General features: G+C 74.9%; 11 protein-coding genes. 9 read left to right on the top strand and 2 right to left on the bottom strand.

The annotated features are described in order from the left end of the window. Positions 1-111 precede the first annotated feature (111 nt). The 8 genes from HYE82_RS22980 (at position 112) to HYE82_RS22945 (ending at position 13,899) form a co-directional block, all read left to right on the top strand. On the top strand, positions 112-981 hold the full coding sequence (locus HYE82_RS22980) for a cyclase family protein (protein ID WP_309144419.1): 870 nt from the start codon (positions 112-114) through the stop codon (positions 979-981). Positions 982-1,125: 144 nt separating this feature from the next. Next, positions 1,126-3,981 (top strand): SpoIIE family protein phosphatase, encoded by a 2,856-nt coding sequence (locus tag HYE82_RS22975; protein WP_179176025.1) that lies wholly within the window; start codon positions 1,126-1,128, stop codon positions 3,979-3,981. A 172-nt stretch (positions 3,982-4,153) separates the two neighbouring features. Beyond that, the gene (locus HYE82_RS22970; RefSeq protein ID WP_309144418.1) at positions 4,154-5,788 is read left to right on the top strand and encodes a sugar ABC transporter ATP-binding protein; all 1,635 of its coding nucleotides are present in this window, start codon (positions 4,154-4,156) and stop codon (positions 5,786-5,788) included. Then, positions 5,785-6,864, top strand: coding sequence for an ABC transporter permease (locus HYE82_RS22965; RefSeq protein ID WP_179176023.1), 1,080 nt, complete (start codon positions 5,785-5,787; stop codon positions 6,862-6,864). Before HYE82_RS22970 ends, HYE82_RS22965 begins: the two co-directional genes overlap by 4 nt. A gap of 26 nt (positions 6,865-6,890) precedes the next feature. Then, positions 6,891-8,084 carry a substrate-binding domain-containing protein gene (locus HYE82_RS22960; protein ID WP_309144417.1) on the top strand — a complete coding sequence of 398 codons (1,194 nt, stop codon included), beginning with the start codon at positions 6,891-6,893 and terminating at the stop codon, positions 8,082-8,084. 120 nt (positions 8,085-8,204) lie between these two features. Then, entirely contained in the window at positions 8,205-10,484 is a 2,280-nt protein-coding gene (locus tag HYE82_RS38365; protein ID WP_179176022.1) for a protein kinase, read from the top strand. Between the two features lie 51 nt (positions 10,485-10,535). Then, complete coding sequence (locus tag HYE82_RS22950) at positions 10,536-12,347, top strand: hypothetical protein (RefSeq protein ID WP_179176021.1); 1,812 nt, start codon at positions 10,536-10,538, stop codon at positions 12,345-12,347. A 217-nt stretch (positions 12,348-12,564) separates the two neighbouring features. Then, positions 12,565-13,899: a S28 family serine protease gene (locus HYE82_RS22945; RefSeq protein WP_256987573.1), complete on the top strand. Its 1,335-nt coding sequence runs from the start codon at positions 12,565-12,567 to the stop codon at positions 13,897-13,899. Here the strand turns inward: HYE82_RS22945 and HYE82_RS22940 are convergent. Continuing rightward, a complete protein-coding gene (locus HYE82_RS22940) occupies positions 13,886-14,515 on the bottom strand; it encodes a hypothetical protein (protein ID WP_256987572.1) in 630 nt (209 codons plus the stop codon). The two genes, HYE82_RS22945 and HYE82_RS22940, sit on opposite strands and share 14 nt — an antisense overlap. A gap of 197 nt (positions 14,516-14,712) precedes the next feature. Here HYE82_RS22940 and HYE82_RS22935 point away from each other — a divergent pair, with 197 nt between their 5' ends. Further along, positions 14,713-14,970 (top strand): LapA family protein, encoded by a 258-nt coding sequence (locus HYE82_RS22935; RefSeq protein ID WP_256987571.1) that lies wholly within the window; start codon positions 14,713-14,715, stop codon positions 14,968-14,970. A gap of 28 nt (positions 14,971-14,998) precedes the next feature. Here the strand turns inward: HYE82_RS22935 and HYE82_RS22930 are convergent. Continuing rightward, positions 14,999-16,286, bottom strand: a 1,288-nt coding sequence (locus tag HYE82_RS22930; RefSeq protein WP_179176019.1) for a SagB family peptide dehydrogenase, incomplete at its 5' end; no start/stop codon positions are given.

Raw genomic sequence — 16,286 nt, 5'->3', positions numbered from 1 at the left:
ATCCCGCCCCCACCGCCGCCTGCCGGCCGCGGTCCCGCGGCGGGTCCGGAGCACGGCCCCGAGTCCGGTCCCTCGGTCTCCCGTCAGGAGTTCGACGCACTCTTCGCCGCCGTGCGGACCTGGGGCCGCTGGGACGCGGCCGGCCGCGGCGCCTGGAACCGGGTCACCCCGGAGCACGTACGGCGGGCCGCCGCCCTGGTCCGCTCGGGGAGGACGGTGCGCCTGGGGCTGCCCTGGAGCACCCGGCCGGAGCGCGACAACGACAAGCCCGCGCTGCACTACATGTCCGACCTCGGCGACGTGGAGCCCCCCGAGCCGGCGACGTACAAGGACTTCCTCGGTGTCGATTACCACGGGAAGGCCGTGAGCCACCTCGACGCGCTGTCGCACGTCGCCTACCGGGGGCTCCTCTACGGAGGGCGCCCGGCTCGGGAGGCCGTGGACGCCGGGGGTGCGCGCTTCGGCTCCGTGGCCGCCCTCGGACCCCTGGTCACCAAGGGGGTGCTTCTCGACCTGCCCGCCGTCCTCGGGGTGGAGTGGCTGGAGCCCGGGCGGGCGGTCCGCGCGCGGGACGTACTCGCCGCCGAGGCGGCACTGGGCGTACGGATCGACGACGGCTGTGCCGTACTGCTCCGCTCCGGCCGGTTCCGCCGCCGCCGGGAGCTCGGCCCGTGGGACGTCGGCGCCGCGAGCGCGGGCTTCCACGTGGACGCGGTGCCGCTGCTGGCCGAGCGCGCCGTGAGCCTGCTGGGCGGCGACGGGGACAGCGACCTGCGGCCGTCGCCGGTCGAAGGAGTCCACTCCCCCGTCCACGCACTCGCCGTCGCCGCGATGGGGATGCCCCTGCTGGACAACCTGGATCTGGAGGCGCTCGCCGCCGCATGCGCCGAGGCAGGACGCCACGAGTTCATGATCGTCGTGGCGCCGCTGAACGTGCCCGGCGGAACCGGCTCTCCCGTCGATCCGGTGGCGGTCCTGTGACGGATCCGCGGCGACGCGCGGCCCCGCCGCAGGCCCGCACCCGCCACGGCATTCCGGGCTGATCCCCAGGAATATACTCAAAATGCACTGACGTGATGCAACCATCCTGAACGGGTCGGCACCCGGCAGAGGGAAGTGATGCAGATGGGGGTCACGGGAGACCAGATCGGCCCCGCACGCTCCCGTGAGCGGTTCCTGCTGGGCGAGCCCGTCGAGGGCGGGGTCCGCAGCCCGATCCTGAGTTCGTGGGAGCGCTGTCGGCTCCTGGGGCTCTCGCCCGACCAGACCGAGCTGCCCTTCCGGGACGACTTCGACCCGGACAGCAGGCTCGTCCGCGCGGCCGCGCCCGTGCTCGAGCAACTGGCCTCCCGGTTCGCAGGCAGCCGGATGAACGTCTGCCTCGCCGACGGGACCGGAACGGTTCTGCAGCGCCGCTTCGGCGACCCCTCGCTGGCCCGGAGCCTGCCGCCCATCCAGGCCGTGCCCGGCTTCGTCTTCGCCGAGCGGTTCGCGGGGACGAACGGCATCGGCCTCGCCCTCGCCGAACGCCGGCTCGTCCAGGTCTACGGCGCCGAGCACTTCGCGGAGCGCTCCCAGGCGAACGCCTGCTCGGCCACCCCCATCCGCAACCAGCTCAGCGGCTGCGTGGTGGGCGTCCTGTGCTTCGGCTACCCGTACTCCTTCGAGGACCCGGCGCTGCCCGTCCTGATCCGCCGGGCCGCCGAGACCATCGAGCGGCGGCTGATGGAGCAGAGCTCGGCGCGGGAGCGCGGGCTGCTGCGGACGTACCTCGACGCCCGGGAGCGCACCCGGACGAGGACCGCAGGGAACGGGCGGCCGGTCGGGCTGGACGAATGGTCGGACGGCGCGCTCGACGCACACGACCAGCTGATCCTCAAGGAGAAGGCCACCGAGCTGATCTCCTCGGCCCAGCGGGCCTCCGTCGAGGTGCCCCTCCCCCACGGCCGCGGGGTCACGCTCTTCAGCAACCCGGTCACGAGCGGCTCCGGCGTGGAGGGCGTCGTCGTCGAGGCCGTCCTCTCCGGAGAGGCCCTGCCCGCACACCGCCGCCTCGCCACCGCCCCGCTGCCCCCCGGGCTGCCGCATCCCGCCGGGCACCGGTCCGGAGCGCCGCCCGGCCACCTCGTGCAGGCCGTCGCCCCCGCGGCACCCGCCGCAGGCGAGGGACACGGCGTCGACGGCCCGGGCGTCGTCGGGCCCGGCCGCGGCGGCCCCGACAGCAGCGGCCCCGGCAGCGGCGGCCCCGGCAGCGGCGGCGCGGTCCGGGGGCTGGTGCTCGTCGGCGAGCCGGAGGTCGGCAAGTACGCGGTCGCGGCACGCCGACGGTTGGAGCTGCTGGCCGAGGCCAGCACCCGCATCGGCACCACCCTGGACGTGACCCGCACCGCCTGGGAGCTCGCCGAGATGGCGGTGCCGCGGCTGGCCGACCACGTGACCATCGACGTACCCGAGGCCGCGCTCCGCGGCGACGAGTCCCCGGACCCCGGGGCCGACCTGCAGCGCCTGGTCGTGCACGGCGTCCACGGCGACCCCCTCTTCGACCCGGTCGGCAAACGGCTCGACCTGCACCCCGGCACCCCCCACATGCGGTGCCTGGCGAGCGGGCAGCCGGTGCTGGAGCGCGACCTCGCCTCCGCCGTCGGCTGGATCACCCAGAACCCCGCACAGGCCCGGCGGATCCTGGACCGGGAGGTGCACTCGCTCGTCTGCGTCCCGCTGCTCGCCCGCGGTCTGCTGCTGGGCATCGCGAGCTTCTACCGCTCGGCGGACACACCCGCCTTCGACGACGACGACAGTCGGCTGGCCCAGGAACTCGCGGCCCGCGCCGCCCTCTGCATCGACAACGCCCGCCGCTACACCCGCGAGCGCAACCTGGCGCTGGCGCTCCAGCGCAGCCTGCTGCCGCGCGGCCTTCCCGAACAGAGCGCCGTCGAGGTCGCCCACCGCTATCTGCCCGCCGAATCCGGGGTGGGCGGCGACTGGTTCGACGTCATCCCCCTCTCCGGCACCCGCGTCGCCCTGCTCGTCGGCGACGTCGTGGGCCACGGCCTGCACGCCGCCGCCACGATGGGCCGGCTGCGCACCGCCGCACGCAACTTCGCCGAACTCGAACTCGCCCCGGACGAACTCCTCACCCACCTGGACAACCTCCTGGTGCGCCTCGACCGGGAGGAAGGCGGCGGGGACGGCCCGGACAGCACCGGCGTCGTCGGCGCCACCTGCCTGTACGTCGTCTACGACCCCACGACGCGCGAGTGCACCATGTCCCGGGCCGGCCACCTGCCCCCGGCACTGGTCCACCCGGACGGCACCGTCGTCTTCCCCGACCTGCCCGCCGGACCCCCGCTCGGCCTGGGCGGACTGCCCTTCGAAACGGTCGCGCTCACCCTCCCCGAGGACAGCACGCTGGCCCTGTACACCGACGGCCTCGTCGAAGGCCGCCACCGCGACATCGACGACGCCCTCGCCCAGCTGCGCGGCGCACTGGCCCACTCCGGCCGGACGCCCGAGGAAACGTGCCAGGCGGTCATCGACGCCGTGGCACCCGAGCACCCCGCCGACGACATCGCGCTGCTCGTCGCCCGCACCCACACCCTGCCCGCCGACCGGATCGCCTCCTGGGACGTGCCCGCCGACCCGTCCCGCGTCGGCGAGGTCCGCGCCGCCGCCACCCGCACCCTGGAGGAGTGGGGTCTGGACGAGCTCGGGTTCGCCGCCGAGCTGATGCTCAGCGAGCTGGTCACCAATGCGGTCCGCTACGGGGGCGAGCCCATCCAGGTGCGCCTGATCCGCGACCGCGCCCTGATCTGCGAGGTCGCCGACGGCAGCAGCACTGCCCCGCACCTGCGGCGGGCGGCCGGCACGGACGAGGGCGGGCGCGGCCTGTTCCTCGTCGCCCAGCTCTCCCAGGCCTGGGGCACCCGCTATACCGGCCAGGGCAAGGTCATCTGGGCCGAATGCGCCCTGGGCGCGGCGTGACCCGCGCACGCGGTCGCCGCACGCGGTCGCCCACTCGACCATGCCCACTCGACCATAGGGACCACAGATGACGACGCTTTGCCCGAAATCGCCCTACCTCCCCGGTTAACATCGCCCCCATCCCTTATCGATGAGGGAGGAACTTCTTCCCAGGCCGGCCCCGGAGACGTCCGTGCATGACACTTCCGCCCCCTCGGCGAGCCCGGCGCGCGGCCCCGGCGCGGAACCGCTCGTCCGGATACGCGGTCTCGGCAAGCGGTTCGGCGGCACGGTCGCGCTGGACGGGGTGAGCCTCGACATCCACGGCGGCAGTGTCCTCGCCCTGCTCGGCCCCAACGGCGCCGGCAAGTCCACGCTGATCAAGGTGCTCGCCGGGGTCCACCACGCCGACGCGGGCGAGGTGACGGTCGCCGGGCATCCGCTCGGCTCCGAGGCGGCGTCCGCGAAACTCTCCTTCATCCACCAGGACCTCGGCCTGGTGGAGTGGATGACGGTCGCCGAGAACATCGCGCTCGGCACCGGCTACCCGCGCCGCCACGGCCTGATCTCCTGGCGGCGGACCCGGGAGAGGTGCGCCGAGGCGCTGGAGATCGTCGCCGGACACCTGCACCCGGACGCCCGGATCGCCGACCTCTCCCCCGCCGAGCGCTCGCTGGTCGCCATCGCCCGCGCCCTGGCGAAACAGGCCGAGCTGTTCGTCCTCGACGAGCCGACCGCCACCCTCCCCGCCGCGGACTGCACGCGGCTCTTCGAGGTGCTGCACGCCCTGCGCGACCGGGGGCACGGCGTCCTCTACGTCAGCCACCGGCTCGACGAGGTGTACCAGGTCGCGGACACGTTCGCCGTCCTGCGCGACGGCCGCCTCGTCAGCCGGGGCCCCCTCGCCCCGTACCACCCCAGCCGCCTGGTGCACGACATCACGGGCAGCGAACCGGCCGGACCGCAGCTCGCAGCCGTCTCCCCGGCGTCTGCCTCCTCTGCCACCTCGGCCACTCCTGCCACCTCGGCCGCTCCTGCCGACTCCGCCGTTTCCGCCGTCTCCGTCGGCCGACCGCCCGTCCTCAGCCTCGACGGCGTGACCACCGACCGCACCGGCCCCGTCAGCCTGGACCTGCACGCCGGCGAGATCGTCGCCCTGGTGGGGCTCACCGGCGCCGGACACATGCACCTGGGCCGCGCCCTCGCCGGCGTGCTGCCGGTCCTCGGCGGCCGAGCGCTGCTCGACGGCCGCCCGTACCGCCCGCACACGGTCGCCGCAGCCCTGCGCAGCGGTGCCGGGTTCGTCGGCGGCAACCGCCAGGAGGAGGGCTGTGCCGCCGAACTGACCGTGCGGGAGAACTTCCTGGCCAACCCGCGGGCGGCCGGGGTGCCGGCGTGGCGCTGGATCCGGCCGCGCCGGGAGCGTGCCGAGGCCGCCGCCCTGATCGAGCGCTTCGCGGTCCAGCCCCGCGACAGCGAGGCCGTGATCGGGACGCTGTCCGGCGGCAACCAGCAGAAGGTCGTCGTCGGCCGGTGGCTGACAGGGCGTCTGCGGCTGCTGATCCTGGAGGAGCCGACCGCGAGCGTGGACGTCGTGGCCAAAGCCGCGATCCACGGCCTCATCGACGACGCACTCGCCGACGGCCTCGCGGTCCTGCTCATCTCCTCCGACTTCGAGGAGGTCGCCGACCTCGCCCACCGAGCCCTGGTGTTCGTCCGCGGGGCGGTGGCGGCCGATCTGAGGGGGGAGGCCCTCAGCGTCAGGGAGCTCACCCGTACCGCCTCGGCCATGCCCGCCATCACCGGCGGAAGCACGACGAGCCGGTGAGCCGCCCACCCACGCGCCGCTCCCTTCCGGGTCGCCTGCGCGGGCACTTCATCGGTACCTACGGCCTCTTGGCCCTCACCGTCCTGCTCTTCCTCCTCTTCTCCCTCACCCTGCCGGACACCTTCCCGACGCTGGACAACGTCTCGGCGATCCTGTCCAACCAGTCGATCCCCGCCCTGCTCGCGCTCGGGGTGACGATCCCCGTCGCCACCGGCAAGTTCGACCTGTCCATCGGCTACGGGCTGGGGCTCGCGCACGTCCTGGTGATGTACCTCATCGTCGACGCGGGCCGGCCCTGGCCGCTCGCCTGCCTCACCGTCGTCGCCGGCATCGGCCTGGTCGGCGCCCTGAACGGCATCATCGTCGAATTCGCCCGGATCGACTCCCTCATCGCCACGCTCGGCACCGGCAGCATCATGTACGCCATCACCGGCTGGCTCACCGACGGCAGCCGCATCGTCCCCGGGGCGGACGGGCTGCCGCCCGCCTTCACCGCCCTGTACGACTCGCGGTTCCTCGGACTGCCCGTTCCCGCCTTCTACGTCCTGGCCGTCGTCGTCATCCTCTGGGTGATGCTGGAGCGGCTGCCGTTCGGCCGGTACCTGTACGTCATCGGGTCCAACCCCCGCGCCGCCGGGATGCTCGGCATCCCCACGCGGGCGTACAGCGTGTACGCCTTCACCGGATCGGGCCTGGTCGTGGGCTTCGCCGGAGTGCTCCTCGCCGCGCAGCAGCAGATCGGCAACCCGAGCGTCGGCCTGGACTACCTGCTGCCCGCCTTCGTCGGCGCACTGCTCGGCTCCACCACGATCAAGCCGGGCCGCGCCAATGCCGTGGGCACCCTCGTGGCCGTCACCCTGCTCGCCGTCGGCCTCGCCGGCATCCGGCAGCTCGGCGCCCGGTTCTGGGCCACACCGCTGTTCAACGGCGCCACCCTGCTCATCGCGGTCGGCCTGGCCGGCTACTCGTCCCGCAGAAGGCTGCGCACCACGGCCGGACCGGGCCGCGCGGGCGGCCCGGGCGGCCCGGGCGGCCCGGCTGACAGCAGCGCGGTCGGTGAGCAGCGCGGTCGGTGAGCACGCCGTCAGTGAGGACGCCGTCAGTGAGCAGCGCACCCAGCGACAGGAGCACCGTGTACCCGAACCGGAAGACCGCTGTCGCGGCCACGGCCCTGTGGGCGGTGGCCGTCGGCCTCCTGGCGGGCTGCGAGAGCGGCCCGGCGGAACCGAACGCGACCGCGAGCGGACGCGCGAAGGCGACCGCGTCGTCCGGCGGCTGCCTCGACGCCCTGCGGAAGGCGAAGGCCGCCGTGCAGGCGGCCGAGAGCACCGACACCACCTGGAAGGGCCCGCGGAGCGGCCCCGGGGCCGTACCCGGCAAGACGCTGGTCTACGTCGCCCAGACCATGACCAACCCGGGCGTCGCCGGTGTCGCGAAGGGAGTCGAGGAGGCCGCGGAGGCCATCGGCTGGAACGTCCGGGTCATCGACGGAGAGGGCACCCCCGCCGGCATCCAGGCCGCGTTCAGCCAGGCGGTCACCCTCAAGCCGTCGGGCATCGTCATCGGCGGCTTCGACCCCCGTCTCACCTCGCAGCAGGCGGCGCGGGCCGAGGCGGCGGGCATCCCGCTGATCGGCTGGCACGCGGTCAGCTCCCCCGGACCCAGCACCAGCCCCAGGCTGTTCACCAACGTCACCACGAAGGTGGAGGACGTCGCGCGGATCAGCGCCGACTGGGTGATCGCCCGGTCCGGCGGCGACGCCGGCGTCGTCGTCTTCACCGACGACTCGATCCCGTTCGCACGGAACAAGGCCGAGCTCATCAAGCGGCAGCTCGCCGGCTGCCCCGGCGTAAAGCTCCTCGCGTACGAGAACATCCCCATTCCGGACGCGAGTCAGCGCACTCCCCAGGAGATCTCCTCGCTGCTGTCCCGCTTCGGGAAGAAGTGGACGCACTCCGTCGCCATCAACGACCTCTACTTCGCCGATGCCGCCCCGGCCTTCCGCGCCGCCGGGAGGCCCGGGGCCGGGCCCCCGTCCAACATCGGCGCGGGCGACGGCGACCCCTCCGCCTTCCAGCGGATCAACAGCGGCCAGTACCAGGCCGCCACCGTCCCCGAGCCGCTCACCCAGCAGGGCTGGCAGATCGTCGACGAGTTCAACCGCGCCTTCGCCGGCAGCCCTCCCAGCGGGTACGTCGCCCCCGTGCACGTGGTGACGGCCGACAACAGCGGCGGAGGCACGTCCTGGGATCCCGAGGGCTACCGGGAGGCCTACGAGCAGATCTGGCGCGGATGACGCACGGAGCGGGAAAGCGGGCAGGTCGGCGCGGCTCCCGGCCCGGCTTGACTGCCGGGCGGCGCGACCGGTAGCAAAAGGGCAGCACCCGCGCACGGTGCGGAACGGGGGTGCTCACACATGAATCCGCTGGGACCGGGCGATCCGGCCTCCGTCGGCGACGGCCGCTACCAGTTGACCCACCGGCTGGGCCAGGGCGGCATGGGCGTGGTCTACCTGGGCCGTTCCCCTTCCGGGCGGGCCGTGGCCGTGAAGGTCGTCCGCCCCGAGCTGAGCACCGAGCCGGGCTTCCGGCGCCGCTTCGCAGACGAGGTGGCGGCGGCGCGCCGCGTCGGCGGCTTCCACACCGCTCCCGTCGTCGACGCCGACCCCGACGGCGACCCGGCCTGGCTCGTGACGGCGTTCGTACCGGGGCCGACCCTGGCCACCGTCCTGGCCCGGGTCACTGCGCTGCCGGTGGACACGCTCACCGTGTTGGCCGCCGGGCTCGCCGAGGCGCTGGAGGCGATCCACCGGGCCGGGGTGATCCACCGCGACTTCAAGCCCGCGAACATCATCATCGCTGAGGACGGCCCCCGGGTCATCGACTTCGGCATCGCCCGCGCGCTGGACGGGACCTCGCTGACGCAGACCGGCATGCAGGTGGGCACCCCGGGATTCCTGTCGCCCGAGCAGCTCACCGGGGGTGCGATCACGCCCGCGGTGGACATGTTCGCCCTCGGTGTGGTGCTCACCCAGGCCGCAGGCGGCTCGCCGTTCGGCGACGGCCCCGCGACGGCCCGGCACTACAAGGTGGTGTACGAGGAGCCGGACCTGAGCGCAGTCCCCGGCGAGCTGCGCGAACTCGTCGCCGACTGCCTGAGCAAGGACCCGGCGGGCCGGCCGGCCTCGGGGGAGTTCCTCCGCCGGCTGACCGTCCGCTGGCCCGCGGAGGGCTGGCTTCCGGACGCGGCGATGGCCCTGCTGCACCGGCAGGACCCCGCGCCGTCCGCGGCCGCGGACCCTGTGCCGTCCCCGGCCCCGACGCCTGTCCTGGACCCGGAGCCGGATCCGGAAGCGGAACCCCCTGCGGCTCCGGCCCCGGCGGCCGACCGGGCGGAGACCGTGGCGGACCCCGGCGCTCCGGCCGTGGCGGCAGCAGCGGATGCACCGGATACGGACGCCGACCCGCTGCGGACGCCCACGGCGGCCGGCTCGCCCGGCCCCGAACGGTCTGCGGACGCACAGGCCGTCACCCGGACCGGAGCGGGCCTGGGAGCCGGAGCCGGGGGCACGGTGGGAACCGCGGCCGGGACCGGGGCCGGGACCGGGACCGCGGCCGGGACCGGGACCGCGGCCGGGACCGGGACCGGAATCGGGGCGGCGGTGGCCGACGCAGGCGGGGAGCCGACCGGACATCGGCCCGGGCGCACCACCGCCGTGCGCGCGGCAGCCGTCCTGCTCGCCCTGTCCGCGGTGGGTCTGCTGGTGTGGCGACCGTGGTCCGGCTCCTCCGAGGACCACGGTGCGGAAGGGCCCGGCAACCCCTCGGCCTCCGCTGCGGCCTCGCCGTCCGCATCCACGGGCCCGGCCGCCTTCCCCACCGCCCCGGTGCTGGTCCGTCAGGACACCGCCGCGGGCTGGCCCCAGGACTGCCACGGCGTGATCTCCCGCCGCGAACCGGGTGCCGCGGCGCCGGTGCGGCTGACCGCCGGGGACGCCTGCGCCATGCTCCCCCAGTGGTCCCCGGACCGCCGGTCGTTCGCCTACACCCAGGTCACCGCGCAGGGCCCGGCCGTCTGGACGGCCGACGCCGACGGCTCGAACCCGCGGCGGATCGCGGCCATCGCCGGCGGGCGGGTGTCCTGGTCGCCCGACGGGACCCGCCTCGCGGTGCTGCGCGCCGAGAAGGGCGTACAGCAGTTGTTCGTGGTGAACGTCGCCGACGGCTCCGCCCGTCAGGTGACCACCGGCACCGGCCAGGTGGAGGACCCGGCGTGGTCGCCCGACGGCAAGCGGATCGCCTTCTGCATGCCGTCCGGCAAGGACGACTGGCAGATCCACGCGGTGGACGCCGACGCTCCGGGGGCCGCCCCGCAGCAGCTGACCCGGTTGCCGCATCCGGCGCTCGACCCGGTGTGGTCGCCGGACGGCCGCACCTTCGCGTACACCGCGGGGACGTACGGGCGGGGGACGCAGGGCGACATCCGCGTCGTCGGCGCCGACGGAACGGGCGACCGGGCCGTGGTGGCGACGGACGCGCACGAGATGGACCCGGCCTGGTCGCCCGACGGCACCTGGCTGGCCTTCGTGCGGGGCCCGTACGAGAAGCCGGTGATCTGGGCGGTCCGCGCGGACGGCACCGATTCCCGCTCCCTCACCACCGCCTCGGCGACCGAGGGCCACCCGGCCTGGCGCTGACCCGGCGCCCGCCGCGGGCCTCGCGCACCCCCGCACCGTAGGGTCACGATCATGCTGGACGGAATCGACGACATCGACTGGGCGGCGCTGGAGCACGCGTACGGTGCGGCGGACGACGTGCCGGACCTGCTGCGGGCCGCCGGCTCGACGGACCCGCAGGTACGCGACGGGGCCTTGGAGGAGCTGGTCTCGTCGCTCTGCCACCAGGGGTCGGTGTACTCGGCGACGGCCGCGGCCGTGCCGTTCCTGGCCCGGCTCGCCCTGGACGGCCCGGGTGACCGGCTGCGGCTGCTGTGGCTGCTGCACTGCGCGGCCGACGGGACGGGCCCGCAGTGGCGGCAGGTGCGGCGGGCGGTCGCCGCGGCGCTGCAGCCCCTGCTGGCGCTGGCGGCCGGCGAGGACCGGTCCGTGCGGCGCACCATGGTGTGGATCATCGCCGCCTGCGAGGAAGCGTCCCTGCCGCTCATGCCGCTGCTGCGGGCCCGGCTGGCGAAGGAGGACGACGCGGAGGTGCGGGCGGACCTGGTCACGGCGCTCGGCCTGCTCGACGTCTCCCCGGAGGGCAGGGAGGCGCGCAACCGGGCGCTGCTGTCCGAGGCGGAGCCGCTGGTGCGCGGGGCGGCGCTGACGGATCTGCTGCGGACCGCGCCCCTGCCGCTGCCGACGGCGTGGGTGGACGCGGCGCTCGACGTGTGCGGGCCGGTGTCCGTCCACGACTGCGGCCATCCGTGGCCCGCCGGCTACCGGCCTCTCGGGGAGCGGCTGATGGACGATCCGGAGGCAGCGCTGCGGGCGGTGCGGCGCGGCGCGCCGCTGGCCTGGGAGCTCACCGAGACGTGGCGGGACCGGGAGCGGGACGTCCTGCCGTGGCTGGCGGCGTCGGCCGTGAACGCGGACGGGGGTGTGGATGCGGAGGGCCTGTACCGGGTGGCGAGGGCGGGCGCCGCGCTGGAGGGCGGTGCGCCGGCGCCGTGGCTGGAGCCCGCGCTGCGGTCCGAGGACCCGGCCGTGCGGGTGGCGGCGGTGCATGCCGCGGTGCGCCTGCGGGTGCCCGGCGCGGTCGGGCTGGTGCTGCGCCTGATGGACGAGTTGCCGGAGGAGACGGCGATGCCGGCGCCGACCCCGCTGTCGGCTCCCGGCGCGGTCGTGCCGGCCGCGGCGGAGGTGTTCGGGGTGGCGGCCCTGCCGGTGGCGCGCCGGGTCGCGGCCCGGCCGTGCCCCGGGTGGGTGGATGCACTGCTGCCCTTCCCCGAGCTCGCCGCCGACTGTGCGACGGACCTGGTCCGGCTGCTGCCGGCCTCGGCCCGGGTGCTCGCCTCGCTGGGCCCGGCCGTGGGCGCGGGGGCGGTGGCGGCCCTGCGGGCCGGGGCCGACGCCGGTGGCCTGGAGGCGGCGACGGTGCTGGCCCGGGTCACCGGTGATGCGGGGCCCGCGGTGGCCGTGGTGCGGGCGCTGCCGGACGCCGTGGCCCGGCGCAGGGCGGCCGTGCGCGTCGCCGGCGAACTCGGTCCGGCCGCCGGGGCCTTGCTGCCGCTGGTGGAGGAGCGGCTGCTGGCTCCCGACCGGGAGAGCCGTGCGGACGCGGCTGCCGCGATCTGGCGCGTCACGGGCCGGACGCACGACACCGCGCCGGTCATCGCGGACCAGCTCGCCCGCGGCCGCGACTGGCACGAGCCGCACCTGGGTGCGCTGCGCGCCCTGGTGGCGATGCGGCTGCTCCCGGAAGCGGCCCGGCCCGCGGTGGAGCACATCGCCTTCTCCCCGCGCCGCGTCGTCTCCGGCTTCCTCCTGTGCGACGGGACGCCGCACCCGGACCTGACGGCGAGGAGCCTGGCCCGGGAGCTGCTGGCACTGCCCGGCTGACGGTGTGAGCCCGGCTCCCGGGCCGGGGGCAATGGCACGCCGACGCCGACTGCACGCCAAGGCTGACTGCACGCCCAGGCCGACTGCACGCCGACGCCGTCCGGTTCTCATCCTCCCAGCCGCAGGCAGGGGCTGTCCTCCCCCGGGCGGGGGAGACGTCATCCCCGCGCGGGGGATCCGCGGCGGGGGTCGGTCGGGGTTTCCTGAGGACATGAAGATGACGATGAAACGCCTGGTCACCGTGGCCGCGGTAGCGGTTCTGGCAGCGACAGGACCGGCCGCTCCGGCCGGTGCCGCACCGCAGGACGACGACATCCGGGCCCGGGTGGGGGCGGTGGCGGGGATGCGGTTGCTCGGCGAACGGCCCGGGGGCGCCGGGCAGACCGTCCTCGACCTCGCCTTCCGGCAGCCCGCCGATCACCGGCACCCCGAGCGGGGGTCGTTCGAGCAGAGACTGACGCTGGTTCACAAGTCGGTCGACCGCCCGATGGTGCTGTACAGCAGCGGTTACGACCTGGGGGCCGCGCCGCAGCGCCTGTCGGAGCCGGCGGCACTGCTGGACGCCAATCAGATCACCACCGAGCAGCGGTTCTTCGGGACGTCCCGGGGCGCGGACCAGGACTGGTCCACGCTGACCGTCTGGCAGGCGGCGAGCGACCACCACCGCCTGGTCACCGCGCTCAAGCAGCTGTACAGGGGCGCGTGGATATCGACGGGAGGCAGCAAGGGCGGGATGACGGCCGTCTACCACCGCCGTTTCTACCCGGACGACGTGGCGGGCACGGTCGCCTACTCCGCGCCCAACAACACCGACGATCGGGACGACCGCGCCTACGACGCCCGCCTGGCGCAGGTCGGCACCGCCGAGTGCCGGGCCGCCCTCATGGAGGTCCAGCGGCAGGCGCTGATGCGCCGCGAGGCGATGACGCAGCGGTACGGCCGGTGGGCGCAGGAGCAGAAGGCGACCTTCAGGACCATCGGCAGTGCGGACCGGGCGTTCGAACTGGCCGTGCTGCGCCTGCCGATGATGTTCTGGATGCACCGGCCTGCGGACGGCTGCGCCGCGGTGCCCGGCGCGGACGCGTCCGACGACGCCCTCTACGCATGGGTTGCCGAGGTGACGCTGCTTCCGGTGTACACCGACCAGTCGCTGCGGCCCTACACGCCGTACTTCTACCAGCTGGGCACCGAGCTCGGGTACGCGACGTTCGCCGCCCCGCACCTGGAGGGGCTGCTGCGCCACCCGGGCGTGCAGGAAGTCCGGTCGTACGTACCCCGGGAGATACCGCTGCGCTTCCAGCGGGGTGCCATGGCGGACATCGACCGCTGGGTGCGGCTCCACGGCCGGACGCTGATGTTCGTCAACGGCGAGAACGACGTGGCGGTCGCGGAGCCGTTCCGCCTGGGCACGGGCACGCGCGATGCGTACCTCTTCGGGGTGCGCAACGGCAGCCACCACATATCCATCGCGGGCCTGCCGCCGGCCGACTCCGAACGGGCCACGGCCGCGCTGCGCCGCTGGGCCGGGCAGGCCGGGCTCAGTCGAGGGTGAACTGCCAATGGGCGGTCTCGCGGTATCCCTTGTCCGGTGGACAGACCCGGACGGTGACGGTCATGCCCTTCCTGCTCGGCTTCACGCGTACCGGCACGGTGCGGGTCCCGTCCTCGGCCAGCGGCGGCATGAGGGCGGCGGCGGACTCGTCGAGGTTCAGCCAGTGGATGCTGTCGGGGGTGTGGTCCTCCAAGGAGCGCCCGGCGCGCACCACGACGGGCGCGGGTCCGTACGCGGAGGCGGCGGACTTGGCGGACTCGCCGCCCGGGTGCTGCTCCTCGTCCGTGCCGTTCCGGTAGGTGACGGTGAAGCGGTAGGTGCCGTCGGCCTCGGGGCGAGGTCTGCCGACGGTCACCTTCAGGCCGTCCTCGTACCGGGCGGTGGCGCCCGGACCGAGGGGGTCGACGACGCTGCCGTCGGCGCCGTCGGTCTGTTCCAGCTGCCCGTACCCGTCCAGGCCCTTCGCCAGCTCGTCCAGCGCCCACAGGCCGAAGCCGGCCAGGGCGGCGAGCACGAGCAGTGTGATCCAGCACCCCTTGAGCCACACCGGGGTCCGCGAGCCGGTGTTGGAGGCGGCGCCCGGCTGGGGGTCGGGGGGCGTGGCGTTCGCTGTCATGCGGCCACCGTAGGTGGGCGCGGCCGACGGATCATGAGCGGTGGTACTCACCTCCGGCTGAGTAGCAGGCCTTCAGGGCCCCGGCCGGCGCCTCCCAGCAGGGCGTGCGCCGTTCCGGCAGACGAAACTCGCAGGTGTGAAGGCCACCCGGGAGGGCCCGGTCGCCCTCGGCCGCGAACACCCCGATAATGGGGCACATGGCACCGAAGGCCTCAGCGGGGCACCAGCCGCCGACCTTGACCGTCAAGGGCCGCGACGTGCGCCTGCGCACGATCGGCTTCGTCGTCCTGGCCGCCCTCGCCATCTGGTTCATCGCCGCCAACACCGGTCCGGTCACCGTCAGGTTGTGGGTCCCCACGGTCACCATCCCGCTCTGGGTGGTCCTCACCGTCACCCTCTTCGTCGGGGTGGTCCTCGGTGTGTTCCTCGCGCGCCGCCGGGCCTCCCGCCGGTAGCGGCACACGGCACGGGGTGCGGGGTGGGCTACCGACCGTGGTCCGCCGGGCGGCGGCCCAGGGGCAGCAGGTACTGCAGCGGCTTCTCCAGGTCGTCCAGGCCCAGGAGTTCGTGGGCCAGGTCGTCGTGGAAGCCGCCGAGCGGGGTACCGCCCAGGCCCAGGGCCGAGGCGGTCAGGAGCAGGGTCTGGGCCAGGTGGCCGGTCTCCAGCAGGGCCAGGCGCAGGGCGCGCAGACCGTAGCGGCGGCGCAGCACGCCGAGGTTCGCGTACACGGCCAGGACGGCAGGCGCTGCGTCGATGCCGATCCAGTCCGGGTCCGTCGACGGACGGGACAGGTACGTCGACAGCGCCTTGATCCGGTCCGGCTCGGGTGCCGGGCCGATCCGGCGCAGCGTCCGGCGTTCCGGCACGCAGTCGTACGTGCCCGCGGGGACCCCGGCCACATCGAGCACCAGCAGCCGGACCCGGGCCGTGTACAGGGCGCCCGCGCTCGGATAGGCGCGGTGGACCAGGGTACGGGCCGTGCCGTCGGCCAGGAGCTGCTCGGAGCGGCTGTTCTCGGAGAGGGAGTTCCACAGCAGCGCGCCCAGCGTGCCGGCGTCCAGTGGTCCGGTGAGGGCTCCGCGCAGCGAGGACCGGTCTGCCAGCACGGCGCCCAGCGGGACCTCCGGCAGCGGGCCCGCGGGCAGGGCGAGCTCCGGCCCCGCCGCCGCATGCCGCGGGGCGGGCAGCGACCGCAGTGCCGTGTCCTCTCCGCGGCCGATCTGGAACTTGCTGCGCTCCAGGTACTGGATGTCGGCCGCGGTGTGCCCCTGCGGGAAGAAGCCCGGCGGCTCGTCGGTCTCCAGCAGGGTCCGGGAGGCGAGCCGGCACACCGCCCGCTCCTCGTCGGGGGTGATACCGAGCCGGTTGAACAGCATGTGGAGCTGCGAGGCCCAGATCCATGCCGTCGTGTCGGGTGCGGTGTCGGGGGCGCTCCCCGCGGGGGCGCTCCCGGCGCGCAGCAGCGCGTCGGCCTCGCGGACCCGTTCCGCCCACCGGCCGAGCCGGCCGCCCGCGGTCCCGGCTTCGAGGCGTTCGCGCACGGCCGCCGCGCGCCGTGCCAGGCCCGTGCGCTGCGCCGCGTAGACGGAGTTGACCCGCGCGTGCACGGAGGCGCCCGGCAGCAGCGGCAGCTCGGTGACCCACCGCCAGCCCGCCGCGTGGCGGCGCAGCCAGCGCGCTGCGGTCAGCCGGTCCATGCCGAGGGCGTACGCCGTGGCGTGTGCCAGGTCCGCGGCGAGCGCCAGCCGCACGGCCGGCCCCGTCCCCGCC

This window comes from Streptomyces sp. BR123, from assembly GCF_013401435.1.
GTDB lineage: Bacteria > Actinomycetota > Actinomycetes > Streptomycetales > Streptomycetaceae > Streptomyces.
This window is presented reverse-complemented; position numbering and strand designations above follow the sequence as displayed.